This is a genomic window from Pseudovibrio ascidiaceicola, assembly GCF_900114245.1.
In the GTDB taxonomy this organism is placed as follows: Bacteria; Pseudomonadota; Alphaproteobacteria; order Rhizobiales; family Stappiaceae; genus Pseudovibrio; species Pseudovibrio ascidiaceicola.
This window is the reverse complement of record NZ_FOSK01000004.1, coordinates 35667-58699: the sequence shown is the minus strand read 5'-3', so window position 1 is coordinate 58699 and position 23033 is coordinate 35667. Positions and strand designations below refer to the sequence as shown.

General features: G+C 50.6%; 17 protein-coding genes. 5 read left to right on the top strand and 12 right to left on the bottom strand.

The annotated features are described in order from the left end of the window. Window positions 1-26: 26 nt before the first annotated feature. Entirely contained in the window at window positions 27-479 is a 453-nt protein-coding gene (locus BM231_RS08800) for an Lrp/AsnC family transcriptional regulator (protein ID WP_057464775.1), read from the top strand. Here the strand turns inward: BM231_RS08800 and BM231_RS08795 are convergent. The 7 genes from BM231_RS08795 to BM231_RS08765 form a co-directional block, all read right to left on the bottom strand. Further along, window positions 476-982 carry a GNAT family N-acetyltransferase gene (locus BM231_RS08795; RefSeq protein WP_093518614.1) on the bottom strand — a complete coding sequence of 169 codons (507 nt, stop codon included), beginning with the start codon at window positions 980-982 and terminating at the stop codon, window positions 476-478. The two genes, BM231_RS08800 and BM231_RS08795, sit on opposite strands and share 4 nt — an antisense overlap. A 23-nt stretch (window positions 983-1005) precedes the next feature. Next, entirely contained in the window at window positions 1006-2490 is a 1485-nt protein-coding gene (gene nhaC, locus BM231_RS08790; protein ID WP_093519127.1) for a Na+/H+ antiporter NhaC, read from the bottom strand. A 118-nt stretch (window positions 2491-2608) separates the two neighbouring features. Continuing rightward, window positions 2609-3541 (bottom strand): carbamate kinase, encoded by a 933-nt coding sequence (arcC, locus tag BM231_RS08785; RefSeq protein ID WP_093518612.1) that lies wholly within the window; start codon window positions 3539-3541, stop codon window positions 2609-2611. Continuing rightward, window positions 3541-4545 carry an ornithine carbamoyltransferase gene (argF, locus tag BM231_RS08780; RefSeq protein WP_093518610.1) on the bottom strand — a complete coding sequence of 335 codons (1005 nt, stop codon included), beginning with the start codon at window positions 4543-4545 and terminating at the stop codon, window positions 3541-3543. Before argF ends, arcC begins: the two co-directional genes overlap by 1 nt. 56 nt (window positions 4546-4601) lie before the next feature. Next, the gene (arcA, locus tag BM231_RS08775; RefSeq protein ID WP_093518608.1) at window positions 4602-5828 is read right to left on the bottom strand and encodes an arginine deiminase; all 1227 of its coding nucleotides are present in this window, start codon (window positions 5826-5828) and stop codon (window positions 4602-4604) included. A 123-nt stretch (window positions 5829-5951) separates the two neighbouring features. Further along, window positions 5952-7352 carry a YfcC family protein gene (locus tag BM231_RS08770; protein ID WP_063309735.1) on the bottom strand — a complete coding sequence of 467 codons (1401 nt, stop codon included), beginning with the start codon at window positions 7350-7352 and terminating at the stop codon, window positions 5952-5954. 305 nt (window positions 7353-7657) lie between these two features. Further along, on the bottom strand, window positions 7658-8842 hold the full coding sequence (locus BM231_RS08765; RefSeq protein ID WP_093518606.1) for a GAK system CofD-like protein: 1185 nt from the start codon (window positions 8840-8842) through the stop codon (window positions 7658-7660). A gap of 372 nt (window positions 8843-9214) precedes the next feature. On the opposite strand from BM231_RS08765, the gene BM231_RS08760 reads away from it, so the two are divergent. Next, complete coding sequence (locus BM231_RS08760; RefSeq protein WP_093518604.1) at window positions 9215-11041, top strand: AMP-dependent synthetase/ligase; 1827 nt, start codon at window positions 9215-9217, stop codon at window positions 11039-11041. Window positions 11042-11126: 85 nt separating this feature from the next. Here BM231_RS08760 and uxaC read toward each other — a convergent pair whose 3' ends face one another. From uxaC to BM231_RS08735, 5 genes are all read right to left on the bottom strand, one after another. Further along, the gene (gene uxaC, locus BM231_RS08755; protein ID WP_093518602.1) at window positions 11127-12542 is read right to left on the bottom strand and encodes a glucuronate isomerase; all 1416 of its coding nucleotides are present in this window, start codon (window positions 12540-12542) and stop codon (window positions 11127-11129) included. 96 nt (window positions 12543-12638) lie between these two features. Further along, window positions 12639-14117, bottom strand: coding sequence for a mannitol dehydrogenase family protein (locus BM231_RS08750; RefSeq protein WP_093518600.1), 1479 nt, complete (start codon window positions 14115-14117; stop codon window positions 12639-12641). A 14-nt stretch (window positions 14118-14131) separates the two neighbouring features. Beyond that, entirely contained in the window at window positions 14132-16531 is a 2400-nt protein-coding gene (locus BM231_RS08745; RefSeq protein ID WP_093518598.1) for a glycoside hydrolase family 31 protein, read from the bottom strand. Window positions 16532-16584: 53 nt separating this feature from the next. Then, window positions 16585-17907 (bottom strand): TRAP transporter large permease, encoded by a 1323-nt coding sequence (locus BM231_RS08740; RefSeq protein WP_063301348.1) that lies wholly within the window; start codon window positions 17905-17907, stop codon window positions 16585-16587. Window positions 17908-17918: 11 nt separating this feature from the next. Continuing rightward, window positions 17919-18443, bottom strand: coding sequence for a TRAP transporter small permease (locus BM231_RS08735; RefSeq protein WP_093518596.1), 525 nt, complete (start codon window positions 18441-18443; stop codon window positions 17919-17921). Window positions 18444-19098: 655 nt separating this feature from the next. Here BM231_RS08735 and BM231_RS08730 point away from each other — a divergent pair. Genes BM231_RS08730 through uxuA form a run of 3 tightly spaced genes read left to right on the top strand, consistent with a single transcriptional unit; the run spans window position 19099 to window position 22920 of the window. Then, a complete protein-coding gene (locus BM231_RS08730) occupies window positions 19099-20898 on the top strand; it encodes a glycoside hydrolase family 2 protein (protein ID WP_093518594.1) in 1800 nt (599 codons plus the stop codon). 13 nt (window positions 20899-20911) lie between these two features. Continuing rightward, window positions 20912-21676 (top strand): FCD domain-containing protein, encoded by a 765-nt coding sequence (locus BM231_RS08725; protein ID WP_093518592.1) that lies wholly within the window; start codon window positions 20912-20914, stop codon window positions 21674-21676. Between the two features lie 59 nt (window positions 21677-21735). Continuing rightward, window positions 21736-22920 carry a mannonate dehydratase gene (uxuA, locus tag BM231_RS08720; protein ID WP_093518590.1) on the top strand — a complete coding sequence of 395 codons (1185 nt, stop codon included), beginning with the start codon at window positions 21736-21738 and terminating at the stop codon, window positions 22918-22920. Window positions 22921-23033 lie beyond the last annotated feature (113 nt).

The window sequence follows — 23033 nt, the reverse complement described above, 5'->3', positions numbered from 1 at the left end:
CGTTATGAATAAAAAAATGGCATATCATGGAGAAATTGGACGATTTTGATCGTAAGATAGTGGAAGAACTGCAAAAATGCGGGCGCATCACCGTCACTGACCTTGCGAAAAAGGTAGGTCTTTCCAAAACGCCCTGCCAAATTCGCATGAAGAAGTTGGAGGATGCAGGATACATTCTTGGCTATCGGGCAGAAGTAGATCACACCAAGTTGGGGGCGGGTCATATCGCCTTTGTGCAGGTCAAGCTTAACGACACGCGCTCACGGTCCTTGGAAGCTTTCAACGCCGCTGCGCGGGAGATTCCAGAGATCGAAGAATGCCACATGATTGCAAGCGGATTTGACTATTTGCTGAAAGTGAGAACCAGAGACATCGGGAGTTATCGTCGCGTACTCGGAGAGAAGCTCTCTGAGATGCCTTACGTTGCCCAGACATCCACCTTCGTTTGCATGGAGCAGGTCAAAGACAGGCCGTTCTAGTCGACACCACGTTGCATGTAGTGTGCGTTCGCTCCATACGCTCTGAGTTTTTCCTTGAGTATTTGCTCGTGAATTACTCGAAAGCCACGGGCCTGCCAAAACTCGAAGGCGCTGTCGAGGGCAACCAGTGCAAACTTGTTGATGTGCAGACTGCGGGCGACCTGGCTCAACTGCTCAAGAATAGCCCGGGCCGCGCCAACGCCTTGTGCTTCAGGCAACAGTGCAATGTCGTGAATGTAATAGACTTCAGCCTTAAAGGGCAGGGCACCCAATAAGCTGGAAAGCGGCGGGATGCTGCGATTTTCCCATGGATGTGAGATGATATAGCCGAAGATGGTCTCTTCATCGTTTTGCCGCAGCACATGACAGCCATGAGGGAACAGTCGCACACGTTCCCGAATACAGTCGATATCCTCTGGCAAATGTGGATAGGTCTGCTGCATGATCTGGTCTATCTCCGGCAGATCATTTTCTTGCATCTGGTGCCAGCTAAAATTCTTCATGGCGGTGCTGCATTTCTTGCTTATCAGGCTTCTTGTTCATCATCCGGCAGCACAATACGCTCAGGTTTGTGATCTGTCATTGTCAACATCCGCCATCCCATCACAGCAAACATAACTGTCAGTATGGGACTGACAATATTGAAGAAGGCAAACCCGGCAAACGCCAGAGTTGGAACACCAAGCGTAGCCGCCATATAAGCACCACAACTGTTCCACGGGATCAGAGCGGACGTCACTGTTGCGCTATCCCCAACAGCACGAGACAGAACCTCAGGCCGCAAACGGCGTTGGCGGAAAGATTTGCGATACATCCGACCCGGAATAACAATCGCAATGTACTGGTCTGCAGCCAGAATGTTAGTCGCAATTGCAGTTGAAACCAGTGACAATACTAGCGCACCAGTGGTCTTGGCTGCGTGCAGGATAGGGCCAATAATCCGATCCAGAATACCAGCTTTCTCAACCACGCCTCCAAATGCCAAAGCAGTCATGATCAGCCAGATGGTTGTCAGCATATTGCCCATGCCACCACGGCTTAAAAGAGCATCGATGGAAGGATCTCCTGTGACGCTTACATAGCCGTTGGACATCGCGATCCAAACGCCTTTGATCACCTCAAGCGAGTAGGGCAGCGCCGGAGAGGCGGCAAGACCAATCACTTTGTCTGGATCCATGATGACTGCAAAAAGACCACCCGCCAGCGCGCCAATAAAGATAGTTGTAAACGGAGGATAGCGGATCATTGCCAGTCCTAAAACCAGCAAGAGCGGAAGGAAATTGAGCAAGGTAATGTCGTAATGCTGTTCAATGCTGGTCAACGTACCTTGTGCCACAAAGTCTCCAGGTTCCCCAAGCCACCAGAAGAGGGCCAGCGAAATAATGAGTGCAGGTATGGAGGTCCAGAGATTTTCCTTGATGTGCGTATAAAGGTTGGATCCCGCCGCTGCTGTCGCCAGATTAGTCGCGTCAGAAAGTGGGGAAGACTTATCGCCGAAATAAGCGCCCGACAGGATAGCGCCGGCAGTGATAGCGGGATCGAGACCCATCTTTGTTGAAATCCCCATCAACCCGATGCCAATGGTCCCTGCAACAGTCCACGAGCTACCGATGCTGACTGAAACAAGGGCACAAATAATGACGGTCGTGAAGTAAAAGTAGTTTGGGCTAAGGAGCTGTAATCCATAATAAACCATGGCCATGATGGTGCCCGACATCGCCCACGTGCCGATCAGGGAGCCCACGGCAAACAGAATGAAGATCGCATGAAGGCCGGTGCTCACACTATCAACGACTGCATCCTTCAGTTCATCAAAGTGAAAGCCATGAAACAGCGCCACAAAGCTGGCGATCAAGGCACAAAACAAAAGTGCAATCTGGTTTGGTCCAGAGGAGGCTTCATCTCCAAACAAATAGTAAGAAAGCGCAAGCAGGATGATGAGTGATGCAACCGGAATGATTGCCCCGACCAGCGACATTTTTTGAGAATAGGGAGCTGGCACCTTGGCCATATGCAATTCGTCCTTTGTGTTCCTGTTGTTTTTGATGGGCAAAATGGAGCCCAAGGACAATCAAATGCATTTGAAAACAGGGAGGCCCCAAAGCTCATTCAGCTTCGGGGCGACCATCTCAATAAAACTTGGTTTCACCAGCCGCTGTGGTGATCGAAGTCCCTTTCTCTCCCAGAATTGCTTGAGGCACTTCAGAGAGTGTGCAAATGACGGATTTCTTGCCGGTTTGCCGCGCAAAGGTCTGCGCAGCTTCCACCTTCGGCCCCATAGAGCCAGCAGCAAAGCCATAAGCATCCAGTGCATCCGGAGAGGCCGTTTTGATTGCGCGTTGGCTTGGCGTGCCCCAATCCAGATAAACCGCATCGGCATCCGTCGCCATAATGTAGACGTCTGCATCAATCTCTTTGGCAAGAAGGCCTGAGCATCTGTCTTTGTCGATCACACATTCCACGCCAACGAGTTTCTTTTCCTCGTTGTACATCGTTGGAATGCCTCCTCCACCTGCTGCGATGACAAGAACATCATGGTCGAGAAGCCATTTGATTGGCCGGATCTCAAAGATGTGTTTGGGCAGCGGACTTGGCACAACGCGCCGCCATTTATCTCCATCCTCTCGAATGGACCACCCTTTCTCATCTGCAAGTTTCTCCGCTTCCTCCTTGGAATAAAGCGGACCGATCGGCTTGGTTGGATCTTTGAAAGCAGGATCGTTTGGGTCGACTTCAACTTGTGTGAGGATCGTAGCAAATGGCTTTTCAAATGGGAGGAGGTTTCCAAGCTCCTGCTCGATCATGTAGCCAATCATGCCAACTGTTTCAGCGCCAAGCACATCCAGCGGATAGGCCTCAACCTGCTCGTAGGCTGCTCCCTGTAAAGCCAGCAAGCCGACCTGCGGGCCATTCCCGTGAGTGATGACCACCTCATGGCCATCATCATAAAGTGGTGCCAACGCTTCCGCGGCGATCCGCGCATTCTTTCGTTGGTTTTCGGCAGTCATTGCCTCTCCACGCCGGAGAAGGGCATTCCCGCCAAGAGCGACGACAACACGCATTATCGACCTCCAATCGTCGCAACCATGATGGCTTTAATGGTGTGGAGTCGGTTCTCAGCTTGCTCAAACGCCAGATTGCGATCTGATTCAAAGACGTCGTCAGTCACTTCCATCTCGGAGATACCGAACTTCTGGAAGATCTCTTCGCCCACCTTGGTTTCCCGGTTATGGAAGGCTGGCAAACAATGCATGAAGAACGTGTTTGGGTTACCGGTGCCTTCAATCAGAGCCTTGTTGACCTGGTAGTCACGCAACAACTTGATGCGGCTGTCCCAGACATCCGGCGGTTCACCCATGGAGACCCAGACATCTGTATGGATAAAGTCAACACCTTCAGTGCCTTCTTTGACATCATCCGTAATTGTGATGCGTGCGCCATACCGCTTCGCATTGATCTCGGCTGCTTTCAATACATGAGGTTCAGGATGAAGCTCTTGCGGACCAATAATGCGAACATCACAGCCACATAGAGCGCCCAGCATCAGCAAAGAGTTACCCATGTTGTTGCGAGCATCTCCCAGATAAGCAAAAGAAATGTCATGCAGTGGTTTGGCGCTGTGCTCAGTCATCGTCAACATGTCGGCTAGCATTTGAGTTGGATGCCAGTCGTCGGTCAGACCATTATAGACCGGGACGCCAGAATACTCAGCTAAGGTTTCAACGGCCTTTTGTCCGGAACCGCGAAACTCAATGGCATCGAACATCCGACCCAGCACACGTGCAGTATCCTTCATGGATTCCTTATGGCCGATCTGAGAGCCGGATGGATCCAGATAAGTCACATGTGCTCCCTGATCATGTGCGGCAACCTCGAAGGCGCAACGGGTACGGGTAGAGGTTTTTTCGAAGATCAGGCAGATGTTCTTGTCGACAAGTGTTTGTCGTTCTGTTCCAGAGTATTTGGCTCGTTTCAGATCACGGGCGAGATCCAGCATGTAAAGTACTTCGCGTTGGCTGAAGTCTTTGAGCTTGAGGTAACTGCGACCTTTCAGATTGAAAGCCATTTTTCCTTACTCTCCATCTCTTGGATGTTTTTATTGTTCAACGGAGTTTGAAAAGACTAGAACTCCACGGCCTCACGCACTGTTGGACAGGTCATGCAGTGTCCACCACCGCGACCACGGCCCAGTTCGGACCCGTCAATGGCGATGACCTCCACACCGGCTCGTTGGAGTTTGGAGTTTGTGTAGGTATTTCGGCGATATCCAACCACGACACCTGGTTCGATGCAGACAACGTTGTTACCATCATCCCATTGCTCACGTTCCTGGTCATAAGCATTGCCGCCGGTGGTCACCACATGCAGCTTTTGCATGCCAAGTGCATTGGCGATGACATCAAACAGATGTCCTTCATCCTGCCTGTAATCGACGCTTTCCGGTTTGTCTCCAGGACGGATCGAGAAGCAGATGATCTCATCACAAACGCCTGAGAACGCAGTTGCTTTGTCGCGATCAAGAAGAGTGAAAACAGTGTCCAAATGCATCGCCGCACGGCTCTTTGGCATCTGGCAGGCAATGACGCGAGTTGCCGCCTTATTGCGGAAGAGGGCACGGGCTACCTGACCGACAGCTTGGGGGGTGGTGCGCTCTCCCATCCCGATTAAGACAACCCCATTGCCGATTGGCATGACATCGCCGCCTTCCACGGTAGATTCATGGAAGTCCTCATCGGGATCACCCCACCAGAAGTTAACCTTGCCCTTGAAGTGAGGATGGAACTTGTAAATTGCAGTGGTGAGGAGCGTCTCGTTCTGGCGTGCCTGCCAGAACATCGGGTTAAGCGTAACCCCGTTATAGATCCAGCAGGTCGTATCGCGGGTGAACAGTGTATTTGGCAGAGGCGGAATGACGAAGTCGTTCGGGTCCAGATAACTCCCAAACACACCTGTTGGCTTGAACCCCAACTCACACCGCGCAATGCCGCCAATCAGATGATCTGCAAGAAACTTCTCGGGCTGCTCGTAAAGCCAGGCTCGCAGATCCTCGGCCATTCCATAACCAACGCGGTTGTGTGTGATACGCCGTTCCAACACCCACTTACGAGCTTCCTGATCCTCCAGCGTCTCTTTCAGAAGGTTGTGCATCTCCAGCACATTCACACCACGCTCTTCCATTCTAAGGCAGAAGTCGTAGTGGTGTTTTTGTGCTTCTCGAACCCAGATCACATCATCAAACAACAACTCCTGACAGTTGCCGGGCGTAAGGCGCATATGCGCAAGCCCGGGACGGCAAACCATCACTTCTTTCAGTTTGCCAACTTCCGAATGAACACCAAATTCAGTCATGTTGCAGACTCCGTTCCAGAATTCTTGTTTTGTGAGAGATCAACGTCTCTATGTTTGGTTCAGAGGTTTGATTTGTGCGGTGCAGAGGCATGTTTGCCTCTGCAAAGTTTGAAGAAACCGCCTCTAAACGCTGAGCGACAGCGCGAGTGAGATCAAAACGAACAGAATGATCACGAGAGGGATGGCAAACCGAAGCCACTTGTCATAAGGCACCCGTCCAATCGCAAGGCCGCCCATCACAACGGCGAAGGTTGGGTTGAACAGGTTCAGCAGTCCACTGGCGGACTGGAAGGCTGTGACCACATATTCTGCACCAACGTTTGAGAAGCCTGCCAGCGGAGCCATAATCGGCATGGACAGTACTGCGAGGCCCGAGGATGAGGGCACGAAGAACGACAGCACCAGCTCCAGCCAGAACATCACATTGATAAAGGCTACTTTGCTGAGACCACTGACCGCCTGCTCGGACCAGTAAAGGATCGTATCGGTAATTGAACCAGCATCCATCACCACAACGATACCGCGTGCAACCCCGATGATCAGTGCGACACCAAGCAGATCACGTGCACCATCTAAGAAGTTGTCAACGAACTCGTGTTCACCTTGTCGGGCTACGATGCCCACGAGAATAGAGGCAGCAAGGAAGAGGGCAGCCATTTCGCCCATCCACCAGCCAAGGACAGCAACACCGTAGATCAGTAGTCCGAATGTGACGACGAAGATGGCCATGATCCAGCCGTGCTTTGCCGTGAAATCGGGAATATCGTCCGTTGAAACGCCTTGCAGGAAATGCTTCTCGTTTTCTTCCTTCATTTCTGAGACGAGAGATGAGGTGTGATCCGCTTTCACTTTTGCAGCATAGCGCATGACCCAAGCCACACAGACAAGCCACCCAACAATCAGAATTAAGAAACGAAGGCCGATGCCGTCTGTAAACGGCACGCCAGCAGCGTTAGAGGCGATGACGGTTGCAAACGGGTTGATGGTTGAGCCAAGCGTTCCTATGCCTGCGCCCAGAAGGATAACGGCCACACCTGTCATCGAGTCGTAACCTGCGCGGATCATAACCGGGATGATGAGCGCGTAAAACGCAAGACTTTCCTCCGCCATCCCATAGATCGTGCCTCCAGCCGCAAAGAAGGCCATCAGTATGGGGATCATCAGGTTCTCTCGCCCCTTCAATCCCGTCATAATCTTGGCGATCCCTGCATCAATTGCACCTGTTCGGGTCACAACCATCAGGAAGCCACCAATCACAAGGACAAAGACTGCAACGTCGATTGCATTCGCCGTGTAGGAGATCGGGTCATAAAGACCCGCAATTGGCGCCATAAAGACTTCAACAGGGCCTTGAGGATTAGCCTCCACCAGATGATAGGTGCCGGGGACCGGAACTTCCTTATCGAGGATTGGGTTGATCACCCGATCATATTTACCAGCAGGGACGAACCAGGTTGCAATTGCAACAAGAATGATGAGGGCAAATAGAATTGTAAACGCGGTAGGAAACTTGAACTTCGACATTTGCTTTTCCGCTTGGTTATGTGTCGAATGTAAACATACTACCGCTACCTAATATCTATGCGTATACTTGCGTCAACATGTCTTCTGTTTCTTGATTAAGCGTCATCGCAAATGAAATATTGCAAAGCATTGGGGTGTTTTTAAGTAAAGTTGAAGATGATATTTGAGGTGATCTAACTATGTAGCCGTGATCAACCTGCGATAGGGTAAAGCAAGCTACTGCAAATCATCTACTTCTGTCAGATGGTGTGCTGCGAAAGGCATAAATTGTCAAAATACAGTGAGTTAACTGAACGAAAAAGACTTCAGAGAAAACTCAGTAACATGCAAACTAGTTTTTCCGGGTCGTAATAAGGAACCGAATGCGTGCTTGTCAGATCAGCACCAATCAGGGATATGCCTTGAGCTTCCAGCTCAGCCCAATCAAACTCAGCAGCATGTTTTTCATCTGTGACGATAAAGTTGAGCAACTTGTCTGTTGGCGTATCTGCCCCCGCATCAGCGCGCAGATGTTTCAGGAGTGCGTCCACTGTCTCGTTTGGACTCATCCCGAACTGCTCAGGATCATTGCCAAGGTTGGGTACATAAACTTTCGGGTTTGAGCTACGTGCAATAGACTTGCCCACGCCCTTTGGCAGAAGATTAGCGATCAGGCTGCTGTGAAAGCTTCCCGGAGGATAGCAGATCATGTCTGCAGTCTCGATAAGATGCTGCTTCTTAGGGGAGACCTCAATCTCCACTGGATCACCGCCAGCTAGGGAGCGGGTCAGATAGGTCCTCTTAATCCGGCTCGCGATGGGTGCTGTTTCCTTGCCAGTCATATTATGTTGACCAACAATGATCTCACCAGAATCCAGCTCGACAGCCAGATGCAGACGAGCATCAACTGTCGCTAGAACCGTGCCGAGCGTGTTCACCAGCTTGGAGAATAGGAAAATAATCGGATCAAGCTTCTGATTGTTGTTGAGATACCCACCAGCAAGGATCAGGTTGCCGATACTGGCGCCTCTCAGATCAAAGCCCGATGGCATTGCATCATGAAAAAACGCGAGCTGATGCCGGATCAGGCGTCGCATTGGATTGGGAACCCGTGCGATCAGCTGATCATGCCCTTCCAGCAAATCCACTAGCTCGCTGTGTAGGTCCTCAAGAGAAGCTGTTTTGGGAAATCTATGTGTGAAGAGACGGTAGATTTCGGACTGCCCAAGAACGCTTTCATCAGCCAGAGCAATCAAACGCGAGCGTAGATCTCCAATCGCAGGCATACCAAAGGCATGACGCAAAACTGCAGAACTTCCGCCGCTATCAAACGGTGTCATCAGGTGAATGGAGTTGTGGGTGTACTGCTTCAAAGCGCGAGCAGTTGGATTAAGTGCGCTTCCACCGCTGAAGAACAGCAAGGCAGGGCCGAGTTCTGGCAGGCGCTTATAGCGACTGATGCGAACAGGATCTGGTAGGTTTAGACCGCGCGTAACACTGAACTGCTGCATAAATAAACTTGCCCGACTGAGTAACTCTCGATCCCTGTTACCATAGGAGATCTATTCTTTTGGTTTACCGCTAAATTGCAGAATCCACTCAACTAAATAAGAAGCATCCCCAAAGAACTCTTTGGATGATGATCAATCTTTAATGCCTCTAAGAAGCATTAAAGTATATCTCCAATTAGATATATCAGAGATTCAGTAAAATCTCTGTCAAATCAAAAATGAATATTCGTTGCTCATGAACCAGAGAGAAGAAAATAAGAGAAAATACCTGTAGTTCTTGTGGGTTTGAGGGGTATTCTTGGTATCTGTATTTGACACCAGCAAATTCAGAGGATGTAAAGCTCTGGAAATAATAAAAATAGAGAGAATAACATGAGTTCGCAGGCCCGGCCCGTTGCTCAAGCACAAGCTGAAAACCCGTTTAAATCCATTCCCAAAGCATTCATGGAATCTGTCGAACGCCTTGCTGACAAACCAGCATATTTAGTTCGTGGGGAAGCTGGATGGGAAGCAACGAGCTGGACTGAATATGGCGAGCAGGTACGCAATGCTGCAAAAGCGCTGCTCGCACTGGGCGTCAATCCTGGTGATGCTGTTTGTATTCTAAGTTACAACCGTCCTGAATGGACCATCATGGACGTGGCTGCCATGATGATTGGGGCTGTGCCAACAGGCATTTACTGGACAGCAGCAGCACCCGAGATCAACTACATTCTGCGCCACTCTCAAGGCCGCATTCTGCTTGCTGAAACCAAAGCCCAGCTCAAAGGTATTGGTGAGCAGGCGGAAAACATGCGCCATCTGCGTAAAACCATTCGCTTGGATGGGCGCGTAGAAAATCCAGATCAATATACATGGGCCAGCTTTATGTCCTTAGGGGAGAACAGCCCGGGACTGGATGCAGAACTTGACCAACGCCTCAATGATATCGCGGCAGAAGACATTGCGCTCCAGATTTACACCTCAGGGACGACAGGCTTGCCAAAAGCCGTGCAGATCAGCCACCGCGCAATCCGTGCAGAATCTGATGCACTGAATCTGGCCTTTAAGCCGACACCAGCTGACCGCTATATTTCCTATCTGCCAATGGCTCATATCGCAGAGCAGTGTGGCACCATTATTCAGGCTTGTGACACTGGCTACCCAGTTTACTACGCCAAGTCCGTAACCAGTCTCGGCGAGCACTTGCCAGAGGTGAGGCCGACTGTAACCTTTGGGGTTCCGCGGATTTTTGAGAAGATCAATGAGAAAGTCGAAAAGCAGCTCAGCAAAGAGAAAGGCTTCAAAGGCAAACTCATCCAATGGTCTCTTCAAACGAGCAAGGATTGGTATAAAGAAAGCATCAACGGCAAGTCTGCTGGCTTGGTACTGAACACTAAAAAGAAGATCGCAAACCGTCTCGTACTTGATAAGATCAAACACAAGATCGGCCTCGATAAAATGCGCATGTTCGTGAGCGGTGGTGCGCCTGTATCCAAACGTGTGTTGGAGGCCTTTACGGGACTGGATATTGTTATCCGTGAAGTCTACGGCCAGTCAGAAAACTGTGGTGGTGCGACCATCAACATCATTGGTGCAACCCGTCTGGGTTCTGTCGGTAAGCCGATGGAAGGGGTCACGATAAAGATCGCTGCCGATGGTGAGATCCTCTGTAAGGCAGGTACAAATTTCTCTGGTTATGCGCATGACCCTGCTGCAACAGATGAATCTCTGCGCGATGGTTGGCTTTACAGCGGTGATATTGGCTACTTCGACAAGGAAGGTTATCTCTTTATCACAGGCCGTAAAAAAGAGCTTATCATCACCTCTGGAGGTAAGAACATCTCGCCTGCCTTGCTTGAGCAAGACCTGATGGAAATTCCATTGGTCGAATATGCAGTTGTTGCAGGCAACAATCAGAACTTTTTAAGCGCTCTGATCACCATTGATGGAGCAATGGCACAGCGATTTGCGACCGAGAACAATATTAAGCCGGAAGATGTTCTGAAATCAGATCAGTTGCGGAGTGTTATACAGGCCGGCATAAAAAAAATGAATGCGCGTCACTCACGGGTTGAGCGTATTCGCAAGTTTGAGATCTTACCGGACGGCTTCTCGATTCAGACCGGCGAACTGACGCCAACACTCAAGATCAGACGCGCAAAAGTGCTGAATAACCACGCCGACGCTCTTGAAACAATTTACAAGCACGACGAGTAAAGCAAGTCTACTGATAGTAGAAACCCCTTGGTCCAGAGGCATGGTCCAAGGGGCTTCATGGGATAAAGCAGGGGCCAAAGCTTACCTACTTCTCATCAAGGAACCAGTTTGCTGCATTGTTGTAGCAAACGTCCCTGATCATGCCTCCTGCAAGCTCAAAATCACCCGGAATATGGCCTTTATCCATCCATTCACCAACGATCCTGCAAAGCAAGCGACGGAAATACTCGTGTCGAGGGAAAGATAGGAACGATCTGCTATCTGTCAACATGCCAAGGAACTGCGAAAGCAATCCCATTTGCGCAAGTTGTGTCATCTGGCGTTCCATGCCGTCCAGCTGATCGTTATGCCACCAGCCTGTTCCAGCTTGTATTTTACCGCCGAAGGACCCGTCCTGAAAGTTTCCGGCAGTTGTTACAACAACTTCGTTCTTGGTTGGATCAAGAGAATACAGCACAGTTCTGGGCAATGCTTTCTCGCGATCCAACGTGTCGAGGAACTGGTTGAGTGGATTAGCGAGCTCACGGTCATCAATGCCATCACAGCCGACGTCTGGCCCAAGAGCTTTGAACATGCGGCTGCGGTTGTTCCGTGTCGCTCCAATGTGCATTTGCATGACCCAGCCACGTTTGGCGTATTCCTTGCCAAGGAACACCTGAACAGCTGACTGGAATGCAGTTACATCATCAAGACTTAGAGTTGCTCCGCTTTGTCCCTCTTTGAAGATACGGTTCAGCTCAGTACCGGACGGAACCGGACAGAACAGCATGGAATCCAGACCATGATCTGCGGCACGGCAACCATGTCGTCCAAAGTGATCCAGCCGCATGGAAAGTGCTTCAAGCAGACGCTCATACTTGTCGATATGGAAACCAACGGTTCTACTGAGTTTCATGATGTAATCAGGAAAGGTCGGCTTATCGATCTTGAAAGCTGGATCTGGGCGGAAGGTTGGGCGGACAACCATGGTTGAGGTTGGATCCTGAGCGATCATCTTATGCCAATGCAGAGCATCACAAGGATCATCCGTCGTTCCCAGCATCTTCACGTTCTGCATTTGCAATAGGCCGCGAGCTGAAAAAGGTTTGGTCGCAAGCTTAGCGTTACAAACTTCCCAGACAGTCTCAGCAGATTTTTCTGAGAGGGTCACACCTTCCAGCCCGAAGTAGCGATACATCTCCAAATGCGTCCAATGATACAGCGGATTCCCGAGAAACTTCGGCATCACGGAGGCATAGGCGAGGAATTTCTCTTTGAAGTTGGTGTCTTTGCCGGTGATCAGGCTCTCATCAATCCCTGCCCACCGCATAGCGCGCCATTTGTAGTGATCGCCCTCCAGCCAGACACGACCAATGTCATCAAAGCGACGGTCTTCAGCAATGGTCTGCGGACACAGATGGTTGTGATAGTCCACGATTGGCATTTCTGCGGCGTGGTCGTGGTAAAGCTTTTGTGCTGCTTCAGTCTCGAGGAGGAAGTCTTGTCCAAGAAATGGCTGCATCGTTTTTGCCCTGAAAGTGGTGGGATCAATCCTATGATCAACCCTTGAGTTTGAGCGTTTGCTCAGCCTGAGGCCGAGCAAGATTTTCCTTAAAACCTAGTCAGCCAAATCAGCGACAGCCTGCGCGGCACCTTTTTCTGCCACTGCTTGGTAGGCCTTGTGAACCGCTTTCTTGAACTCATCGTTAGCAACAAGTTCAGATGGGAACACAGAATGCATAGCAAGCAGTGCATCGACATAGGTCGTTGCGTCGCCACCGTCTTTGGCGACAATTTCAGCAAGCTTCTCCTTCATCGGATCAACCACTTCGTAGCTCTCGCCATTGCGATCCGCGCGGATGTAATTCATCCAACCACCAATACCCAGCAGCAGATGACGGCAGTCGGTGCCGTTTGCCAGATGGAATCTCACTGAATTCAACCAGCGCTGAGGTATCTTCTGCGTTCCATCCGCAGCAATCTGCCAGGTACGGTGTTTCAATTTGGAGTTGGAATAGCGTTTGAGAAGTGAGTCAGCATAGGCCACCAGATCCACATCACCCGGAACATCCAGTGTGGGCAACTGTTCCTCCACCATCAGCTTGCGCGCTTCAGCGTAAAACACAGGATCGGCAGCACAATCAGCAATGGTCTCTTTGCCAGCAAGGAAGCCAAGATAGGCAAGGAAGGAGTGAGAGCCATTCAGAGTGCGAAGCTTCATTTCTTCAAACGGCTCGACATCCGTAACAACTTGTGCTCCTGCAAGCTCCCACTGTGGCCGTCCGGCTTTGAAGTTGTCTTCAATCACCCACTGGCGAAACGGCTCACATACAATACCGTTCAGATCAACTTGTCCGCCAAGGCTGTCACGGATGAGGTCTCGAGACTCGTCAGTCAGCGCAGGCACAATGCGGTCCACCATGGTGGATGGGAAAGATACATTGTCCTCAATCCATGCCGCTAACTCTGCATTTTGCTTGGCAGCAAACTCACGAACGGCAATCCCGCAGAGCAGGCCATTATGAGGTAAGTTATCGCAAGACATCACAGTGATTGGACCATTGCCAAGTGCCCGGCGTTTCGCAAGGCCGGCAACGATCAACCCAATTGCGGTTTTGGGAGCCGAAGGGGAAGCAAGGTCTTGCTGGATCATCGGATTGTCCAGATCCAGCGCCCCGTTCGTAACGCAATAACCTTTTTCGGTAACTGTTAGAGAAATGACCTTCAGCTGTTCTTCTGCAAGCCCATCAATCAGAGCCGCTACACCATCGCGTGCCACATGCTGTGTTTCGCAAACAGCGCCGAGCAGCCGCGTGTTTGTGCCTTCATCAGCTGTCTCAACCAGCGTGTAGAGGTGATCATTCTCGGCCAACTTATCGAACAAGTCTGGCGTGCCGAACAGCTCAATCACCCGCAAGCCCCAATCACCACCAGCGGCAGCAAGTGTTTCGTGCAAATGCATTGCAACGTGAGCACGGGCAAAGGCACCAAAACCGATATGAGCAACACGCGGTTTCAACGTAGTACGATCGTAAGATGGCACGGCAACATCACTTGGAAGCGCGTTGAGGTCGAGTTTCTTAAAGTCAAAAGTCATAGGAGGCGGCCTTATCAAAGCTCATCAAAGAGGAAAGTCAGAGTGTCGTCCTTAACTGGCTGCCGGTTCACGACCACAGTCGAGGTGAGGCCATTTGGAGAGCTCCCCTTGATGTGAACAGAGAGCTTCCGTCCATCAGTTCTGAGGGAGCCACTGCGGCATAGAGTTAAGGTCTGCTCATCGGAAGTGCTGCAAAGAACGAGATGCAACGTACTGTGTTCGCCTTCGAGCCAGTTATGGCTGATGCCATCATCCTCAAACACAGCAAGCTCTCGCTTTCCGGTGCCTTGGAACGGGAAGATCGCTAAGGCATCAAGATGGCACTCAGTAGTGTTCTTCGCTGTTGGGTTCGCAAGCGGAATGACGGTACCAGCACGGACGAACAGAGGTAGGCGTTCCAAAGGCGCATCAACCACAATGCTCTGCCCACCCTTGTGATACACGCCTGTATCGAACTCGTACCAGCCATCGCCATTATCTGGCAGATAAACCTCACGTGTTGTCGCACCTTGCTCAATCACAGAAGCTACCAGTAGGTCCTTGCCAAGCAGATAGTCATCCGTTTCTGCGAAGGTGCGTTCATCGCTCTCATGGTCAAGGAACGTTGGGCGCAAAAGCGGCTCATCCATCACATGCATGTCGTGCAGCATGGTATAGAAGTACGGCATGAGATGCTGGCGCAGCTGGATGGCATTGCGGATGAGGGGCGTCACCTCTGGATACATCCAGGCTTCATTGACTGTTGCATCATCATTCCATGAATGGATCGTGAAACGCGGATGCATGACACCATTTTGAACCCACCGAACAAACAATTCAGGATCAGGACGAGCACCTGAGAAGCCACCCACATCGTGGCCAACATTGTAGATACCTGACATCGACAGGCCGAGACCCATCTTGATGTTGTATTTCAGATTGTTCCAGCCAGTTCGGTTATCGCCAGTCCACGTCTGCACATAGCGTTGCAAGCCAGGGCAGCCACTGCGAGAGATAAGATAAGGGCGTTCGTCTGGCGCATACTCCACCTGTGCTTCATAAGAGGCACGCATCATCAGGAAAGAATGAAGTGGACGAATAAGTCCAACCTCAATCTCTTCACCAAATCCCTGACAGCGAGCAGAGAAGTCCCAGATCTCATACTCGTTGTTGTCGTTCCAGGTGGAGCCAATACCTTGCTCAAGCAGTTGCTCGGTGACGTTGGCTTTCCACCAGCTCACAGTCTCTGGATTGGTGAAATCGAGGTGAGAACCTTCATCATCCCAAAACAAGGAACGCTCTGGCTGATCAGCCTCGCTGTCCCGTATGAACAGGCCTGTCTCTGCCACATCGCCATACATCGGATGGTCCTGGAGTAAGCAAGGCTTAATGTTGGCAGCCAGATGAACGCCAGCATCCAGAAACTTCGAGGTCATGGCCTTCGGATCAGGACATTTCTCATAGTTCCAGTTGAACACATAACGTTTTGAACCAATCGATGTGTAACCGGAGGAAAGCTGGAAACTATCGCAAGGAATGGCGTGGTCCTTGATCAGGTCAACAAAGCCTTCCAACTGCTCCTGAGCATTGTCTGCATCAGTGTAATACATAGTCGAACCGGAATACCCGAGGCTCCACTTCGGTGGGAAGATATGCTTGCCCGTCAGCCAGACCTGCGTTTTGGTGACATCCAGCAGGGAAGGGCCAAGCATAAAGTAATAGTCCAGATCCCCATCTTCTGAACGGTAAGATCTGTAAGGCCGATGGTAGTTGTCGATCTCATTACCAAGATCAAACCAGCAACTTGCTAGATTATCGTAGAACACGCCATAGGAAATGCCATAACCGGTGCGTGTCAGCGTAAACGGCAGATGTTTGTAAAGTGGGTCGGTGATCTCTGCATCATAGCCCATTGCATCCAGATTGCGCATTTCGTAGCGACGGCCATTACGCAGCAGATTGCCAGCCTTTTCACCAAGACCATAAATCCGGTCATCTGCTGGTTGGCTGAAGAAATGCGAGTTCTTGTGGTCTTTGACGCCTAGCACATAAGCGCCTGTAGGCCGTTCGCTGGCGATGACCTGATAAGACCCGTCGTCGTATTTCGCCTCCCAGATTATCTGAAGCGGTGTTTTCACGGAGACGCGCAAAGCCCGCGTCTCCAGTGTAAGTGTGTCCTTTGCAAACTCCTGCTTAAACTCTGGCAGCGAAAAGCCTTCGACAGAAAGACGACACCGGCCTTCAAACGGTACCGGCGTTTCTGCCGGAGTTATGGACCACGTCCGTCCTTGCCGGAACTCACCATTCTTGCGCAAAAGAACCCGAACAAGCTTGTCTTCAAGAACGAACAGAGAAAGCAGATGCTTGTCATCTACGAGCAGATCTACCCGGTTCTGTTCGGTCTCAATGTAGGACCACTTACCTAGCGTTTTCATTATGCTTCAACCAGTTTTGTTGGGTGTTGTTATGGTTGCAAAGTATCTGTTTGTTATCCGCCGTAGCCAAGAATGACGCGTGGCAGGAACAGGCTAATTTCTGGAATGAAAGTCACCAGCATCAGGATGGAAATCACTGCAGCATAGAACGGCAGCATTGGTTTGATCAGATCCTGAATAGCAACCTTGCCCACAGAGCAGCTGATGAACAACGCACTGCCCACTGGTGGTGTGATGATGCCGATGCACAGGTTGTAGGTCATCATGATGCCGAAGTGCACAGGGTCCATTCCAAGCTCCGTCGCAACAGGCAGGAAGATCGGTGTGAAGATCAGCAGCGCAGGGGTCATGTCCATAAAGGTGCCGATTACCAGCAGGCAGATGTTGATCACCAACATGATGATGAATGGGTTCTCAGAGACATTCGCCAGAGCTTCACCAATTGCGTACGGAATGTCAGAGAAGGTCATGGCCCAGGACATGCCGATAGAGCACCCGATCAGCAGCAACACGATGGAGCTGGTAATAGCACTCTCAAGTATGATGGTTGGCAGGTCGGTGACTTTAACTTCCCGGTAAATACCAACTGCGAGCAGCAGAGTATAAACAACAGCAACAGCAGAGGCTTCTGTCGCAGTAAAGACGCCGCCAATAATACCGCCCATGATGATGAAGATGAGCAACAATGGCAGGAAGGCATCCGCTATCTTGAAGAGGATCTCTTTGAAACTCGGTAGCGGGATCAGTGGGTAGCCACGTTTCGCTGCAACGATACCAGCCACAACCATCACACCAAGACCCATCAGAATGCCTGGTAAATACCCTGCAACGAATAGCGTTGCCACGGATGTGCCACCAGAGATCAGAGAGTAAACGATCAGGGTAGAGGAGGGAGGGATCAGCATGCCAGTTGGGCAGGAGGCTGCATTCACTGCAGCAGAAAAGGCAGGGTCATAACCTTCTTTGCGCTGTAGCGGAGACATGATGCCGCCGATTGCAGCGGCAGAGGCCACAGCAGAGCCGGAAATGGAGCCAAACAGCATGTTCGCCAGCACATTGACGTGTGCCAGAGCCCCCGGCAAGCGCCCCCCGACGATCTTAGCCAGCTCAATCAAACGGCGCGCGATACCGCCAGAGTTCATGATGTTGCCAGCAAGAATGAAGAACGGGATCGCTAACAGCGTAAAGCTGTCCAAACCACTGGCCATCTTCTGCGAAACAACAAAAAGAGCCTGATCAAACGAGATCAGGAAGGTGATTGTTGCGGTGGCAGCCAACCCGATTGCAAAGGAAATCGGCACACCAAGCGTGACAAGAACGCCAAACACGCCAAACAGAATAAGACCGCTTTGAAGCTCACTACTTAAAAATTCCATCAGACTTACTCTTATTTAGCAGCAGGATCAGCAGCGTCAGGCATCTGGTCGTTTGGACCTGTACCTGTGCCATTGACGAGACCAATGAAGAACTCAACGCAATAGAACAGCATGATGCCGCCAGAGAACGGAATAGCTGCGTAGATGTAACCCATTGGGACGCGAAGAGCGGGCGAGACCTGCCCATTGGCGAGTGTCTTCAGGACCAACTGTCCGCCGCCGTAAAGCATGACAACACCTGAGAAGAAGGCGATCGCCAGAATGATGAAGTAATCTGAGAGCAATTTCCGTTTGCCGACCAGAGAGCCGGTTAAAAGGTCAATTGCCAGATGTCTTCGCATCCCAAGCGTATAGGCCGCACCAATCAGGCCGATCCACATAAACATGAAACGAGCAAGTTCATCGGTCACGGTACTTGGCGTGCCAAGAACGTATCTCGAAAAAACCTGCCAAACCACACACACCACGAGCACGACAAAAACCGACACCGTGACGGCCTTGAGGATCGTGTTAACTATTTTGGTCAGCGCTTGCATTTTATTTCCCTAATCCAGGTGAAGGCGCGGGCTTAGTATGCAGAAAGAATCTACAGTGGGCGACCAATTTCTCCTGAGGTGTTGCTCAAGAGACCTTGAATTCGTGAGAGGGTTTCAATTGGAGATCTGCAGATCTACGGATATCCAATGAATCCTATTAAATTACCTCTCTCCTAATTAATTGCTGATTTTTGATTATTGGTCAACCAATATGATAAAATGGTTTGACAATGTCGCAGTTTTGTACAAATGTGACATGTGTGGAGAGAGGTTTGGTTGATCTCCTTTCTCCACATTTCAACGTTACCAGTGGAAATGCTCTGACCTCTTGTTTTAAAAAGAAGATGTGGAGGTGGGCGAGGTGCAAACCAGCGGTAGTATGTTGAAAGATGTATTCAGAGGCGAAGGAAAGGGGAGAAAACTCTCAATTAGCTATTTAAACTATTTATAACAGTAGCTTGAGAGTTTGGGTTGTTGGTTTGATACATACGTTGCGGAATGACGGCGCTCTTTGAGTGTAGAGAAGTTCCAGTGTGACGGTTTTCAACTCAATGACGTAATCACCCTGTTTGTTCAGATACACCTAAATAGGTCGACCAACTCGGACTGAGGTCCCAACAACGACGAAACCAATATTGGTCAACGAGGATCAGTGATGCTTGAGCGGATGGAAGGTGCCGATAATGGCCTGGCTTGCTTGCATGATGAGGATTATGACGTCCCTTTCAATAAGCAGAATCTGAACAGCAGCACGCTGATTTTCACAGGTGGCCGTAAAGCTGAGTCGCTAAACGGAGAGTGGAACTTCTGCGTTGACCTGCTGGATACTGGCCTGCGCCAAAAATGGTTCTCTTTCACGCCAGAAGCACCAGAAGATAAGACTGAGCCTTACGATTACGACCCTTATGCAGGCGAAACCGTTCCAGTTCCTTCGTGCTGGTCTATGCTCAAGGACAAATGGTATTTTTTTGAAGGTAGTGCGTGGTACACACGCCCGCTGGATCTGGAAGAACTGCCAGAAGATGAGCGCTTGTTCCTAAGAGTTGGAGCAGCGCAGTATGATTGTAAGGTGTTCCTGAATGGCGAGTTTCTCGGCAACCACTACGGCGGATCCACTCCCTTCAATGTCGAGCTCACCAAACACGCAAAACCGGGACGCAACTGGTTAATGCTGTGCGTGAACAACACCCGCACCCTCGACCGCGTGCCAATGCGAAATACAGACTGGTTCAATTACGGTGGCATCTATCGGGATGTTGAACTCTATAGAACCCCGAAAACATTCATTTCAGATTTCTTCGCCTACCTAGTCCCCGATAACTCCTACGATAAAATCGCGGTTGAGCTGCAAGTCAGCGGTCCGGGCAGGGCATCCGTTACAGTCGAGTTCAAAGAACTGGGCATCAAGACTGAGGTTTCCGTCGATGAAGACGGATTCGGAAAACTGGTCATCCCAGCTAGGCCAGAACTGTGGTCACCAGAGCACCCACGCCTCTATCAGGTAACAGCCTCAGTTGGAGACGATCGTGTTGAAGACATGATCGGATTTCGTCAGATAGAGCAGGTTGGAACGGACGTTCTGCTCAATGGCAAACCAATTTTTTTCCGAGGCATCTCCGTGCACGAGGATGACGAGTTCACCGGCAAAGTCTTACGTGATGAAGATCTGGAGCAACGGTTCCAACATGCCAAGGAGCTGAACTGCAACTTCATGCGGTTCGCCCACTACCCGCATGATGAACGCGCCGCCAAAATGGCCGATCGTGAAGGTATTCTTCTTTGGGAAGAGATACCGGTTTACTGGGCAATCGACTTCAAGAACCCGAATACCCTAAAAGACGCAAGAAATCAGCTTCAGGAGCTGATCAAACGTGATCGCAACAGAGCATCTGTCGTCATCTGGTCTGTTGGCAATGAGAATCCGGACACAGACGAGCGCCTCTCCTTCATGAAGCAACTGGTCGATACCGCAAGAGAGATAGACCCAACACGCCTGACCTCGGCTGCGTGTCTCGTAAACCATGCCAAGAACCGTATCGAGGATCGCCTGATCCAGCACATCAATGTGATCGGCATCAACGAGTATTACGGCTGGTATGAGGAGAACTTCGAAGACCTGATCGATTTCCTGGACAACTCCGAGCCGGGCAAACCTGTGGTCATCTCTGAAACTGGTGCTGATGGTTACATCGGTGAAGGGAAACTGGAAAAGGGCTTCTTTAGTGAAAGCTATATGGCCGAGGTCTACCGCAAGCAAATTGCAACCTTGCGCCAGCGAGAATTCGTGAAGGGCATCTCACCTTGGATTCTCTATGATTTCCGTGTCGAACGTCGACAGAATATGTTCCAGCAAGGTTGGAACCGCAAAGGCTTGATTGCCTCAGACAAGAAAACCAAGAAAACAGCCTTCAAACTTCTTGCAGATTTTTATGCAGAGCTGAAAGCGAAAAACTGATCTGGATTGCACCATGACATTAGACTCGAACAGAAGACGTTATCAGGATGTGGCAGAAGAACTGGTTCGCGATTTGGCGAACGGTGCATTTGCCATTGGTGACAAGCTCCCCACAGAGCGCAAGATTTCTGAAGATCTGGGCGTCAGCCGGTCATTGGTAAGAGACGCGATGATCATGCTCGAAGTGCAGGGCCTCGTTGATGTGCGCAAAGGCTCGGGTACTTATGTTCTTGGTCTGCCGGGTGACGTGACACCAGACAGTTCATTGGAACAGGACATCGGGCCGTTTGAGCTGCTGCAGGCACGCCAGCTTCTAGAGAGCAATATCGCAGCATTTGCCGCAACAATGGCAACCAAAGCCGATGTGATGCAGATGCGTGAGACGCTGGCAAAGGAGCGGGTTGAGATAGAATCCGGTTCTGGAAGCCATAAAGCTGATGAGGAGTTCCATCGACTGGTTGCGCAGGCGAGCCAGAACTCCGTGTTGACCGAATCTGTTGAGCACCTTTGGACATTGCGCAAGCGTTCCCGCATGTGGGAGCAACTGCACCAGCGCATTTTCGACCAAGGCTATCAGATCAAATGGTTGGATGATCACCAGGCAATCCTAACCGCGCTGCAATGCCGGGACCCACAAATGGCGCGACAAGCCATGTGGCAGCATCTGGAGAATGTGCGAATGACACTGCTGGAACTCTCCGATGTCGATGACCCTGCATTTGATGCGTACCTGTTTGATACAGATCCGCTGGCTGCGGTGAACGATCTCAAAAAATAACCGAAGTGAAATGTTAAACCGGGCCTTGGCCCCAAAATTTGAAAAGCAAAGAGCTAAACATGGAACAGACTTGGCGCTGGTATGGCCCACATGATCCGGTCACCCTCAAAGATGTTCGGCAGGCAGGGGCAACGGGCATTGTCACTGCTCTCCACCACATCCCGAATGGCGAAGTGTGGCCAGTTGAAGAAATTCAAAAGCGCAAAGATGAGATCGAAGCTGCCGGTCTCGTCTGGTCTGTTGTCGAAAGTGTTCCGGTACATGAACATATAAAAACGCGCACTGGGGATTTCGAAAAGTATATCGAGACCTATAAGCAGTCCATCCGCAATCTGGTGGCCTGTGGCATCACCAAGATTTGCTACAACTTCATGCCTGTACTGGACTGGACACGAACAGATCTGACCTATGAACTGGAAACAGGCGCGACCTGTCTTCGCTTTGACGCAGATGTCTTCACAGCCTTTGATATCTTCATTCTTGAGCGCCCGAACGCTAAAGAAGAATACTCAGCAGAAGAAGTTGCACGCGCAACTGCTGTCTTCGAGGGGATGTCTCAGGAAGATAAAGACGGATTGGTCAAAACGATCCTTGCAGGGCTTCCAGGCTCAGAAGAATCCTACACAGTTGCAGACATTCGCGCCCACCTGGAACGCTACAACGGCATGGATGCAGATAAACTGCGAGAGCATCTGGCGTTGTTCCTCAAAGAGGTTATTCCAGTGTGTGTAGAAACCGGTGCACTTATGGCAATCCACCCGGATGATCCTCCACGTCCTCTTTTGGGCTTGCCGCGGGTTTGCTCCACTGAATCTGATTACGAATATATTTCGAAGGCAGTCGATGTACCTGAGAACGGCTTTACATTCTGCACTGGCTCTCTGGGTGTTCGGCCTGATAATGATCTTGTAGGCATTGTAGAGCGATACGCGCAGCGTATTCATTTCGTCCATCTGCGGGCGACCAAACGCGAAGACAATCCGCTGTCGTTCCACGAAGCAGATCATCTGACCGGCGACGTTGATATGGTTGGTGTGATCTCAGCTTTGGTGGATGAAGAAGAGCGCAGAAAAGCAGCGGGTTCTGATGATCTAATCCCGTTCCGGCCAGATCACGGCCATGCCATGCTCTCAGACCTGCAAATGAAATCTGCACCGGGTTATCCGGCGGTAGGTCGTCTACGCGGCCTTGCAGAGTTGCGCGGTGTTGAAACGGCTGTCCGGGCAATGCGCGAACCTGCATAAGCGAAACTCCGAAAATCAAGCATCAAATAGCCGGGGCATTGCTCCGGCTTTTTTGCACTCACTGTGAAATCAACGAATATTTTATTTGTGTAATATTATTACATAACATATAA

Excerpts from the sequence above, each read along its gene's own strand:
- BM231_RS08800 (WP_057464775.1), top strand. The coding sequence starts at position 27 with ATGGAGAAATTGGACGATTTTGATCGTAAGATAGTGGAAGAACTGCAA.
- BM231_RS08795 (WP_093518614.1), bottom strand. The coding sequence starts at position 982 with ATGAAGAATTTTAGCTGGCACCAGATGCAAGAAAATGATCTGCCGGAG.
- nhaC (WP_093519127.1), bottom strand. The coding sequence starts at position 2,490 with ATGGCCAAGGTGCCAGCTCCCTATTCTCAAAAAATGTCGCTGGTCGGG.
- arcC (WP_093518612.1), bottom strand. The coding sequence starts at position 3,541 with ATGCGTGTTGTCGTCGCTCTTGGCGGGAATGCCCTTCTCCGGCGTGGA.
- argF (WP_093518610.1), bottom strand. The coding sequence starts at position 4,545 with ATGGCTTTCAATCTGAAAGGTCGCAGTTACCTCAAGCTCAAAGACTTC.
- arcA (WP_093518608.1), bottom strand. The coding sequence starts at position 5,828 with ATGACTGAATTTGGTGTTCATTCGGAAGTTGGCAAACTGAAAGAAGTG.
- BM231_RS08770 (WP_063309735.1), bottom strand. The coding sequence starts at position 7,352 with ATGTCGAAGTTCAAGTTTCCTACCGCGTTTACAATTCTATTTGCCCTC.
- BM231_RS08765 (WP_093518606.1), bottom strand. The coding sequence starts at position 8,842 with ATGCAGCAGTTCAGTGTTACGCGCGGTCTAAACCTACCAGATCCTGTT.
- BM231_RS08760 (WP_093518604.1), top strand. The coding sequence starts at position 9,215 with ATGAGTTCGCAGGCCCGGCCCGTTGCTCAAGCACAAGCTGAAAACCCG.
- uxaC (WP_093518602.1), bottom strand. The coding sequence starts at position 12,542 with ATGCAGCCATTTCTTGGACAAGACTTCCTCCTCGAGACTGAAGCAGCA.
- BM231_RS08750 (WP_093518600.1), bottom strand. The coding sequence starts at position 14,117 with ATGACTTTTGACTTTAAGAAACTCGACCTCAACGCGCTTCCAAGTGAT.
- BM231_RS08745 (WP_093518598.1), bottom strand. The coding sequence starts at position 16,531 with ATGAAAACGCTAGGTAAGTGGTCCTACATTGAGACCGAACAGAACCGG.
- BM231_RS08740 (WP_063301348.1), bottom strand. The coding sequence starts at position 17,907 with ATGGAATTTTTAAGTAGTGAGCTTCAAAGCGGTCTTATTCTGTTTGGC.
- BM231_RS08735 (WP_093518596.1), bottom strand. The coding sequence starts at position 18,443 with ATGCAAGCGCTGACCAAAATAGTTAACACGATCCTCAAGGCCGTCACG.
- BM231_RS08730 (WP_093518594.1), top strand. The coding sequence starts at position 19,099 with ATGCTTGAGCGGATGGAAGGTGCCGATAATGGCCTGGCTTGCTTGCAT.
- BM231_RS08725 (WP_093518592.1), top strand. The coding sequence starts at position 20,912 with ATGACATTAGACTCGAACAGAAGACGTTATCAGGATGTGGCAGAAGAA.
- uxuA (WP_093518590.1), top strand. The coding sequence starts at position 21,736 with ATGGAACAGACTTGGCGCTGGTATGGCCCACATGATCCGGTCACCCTC.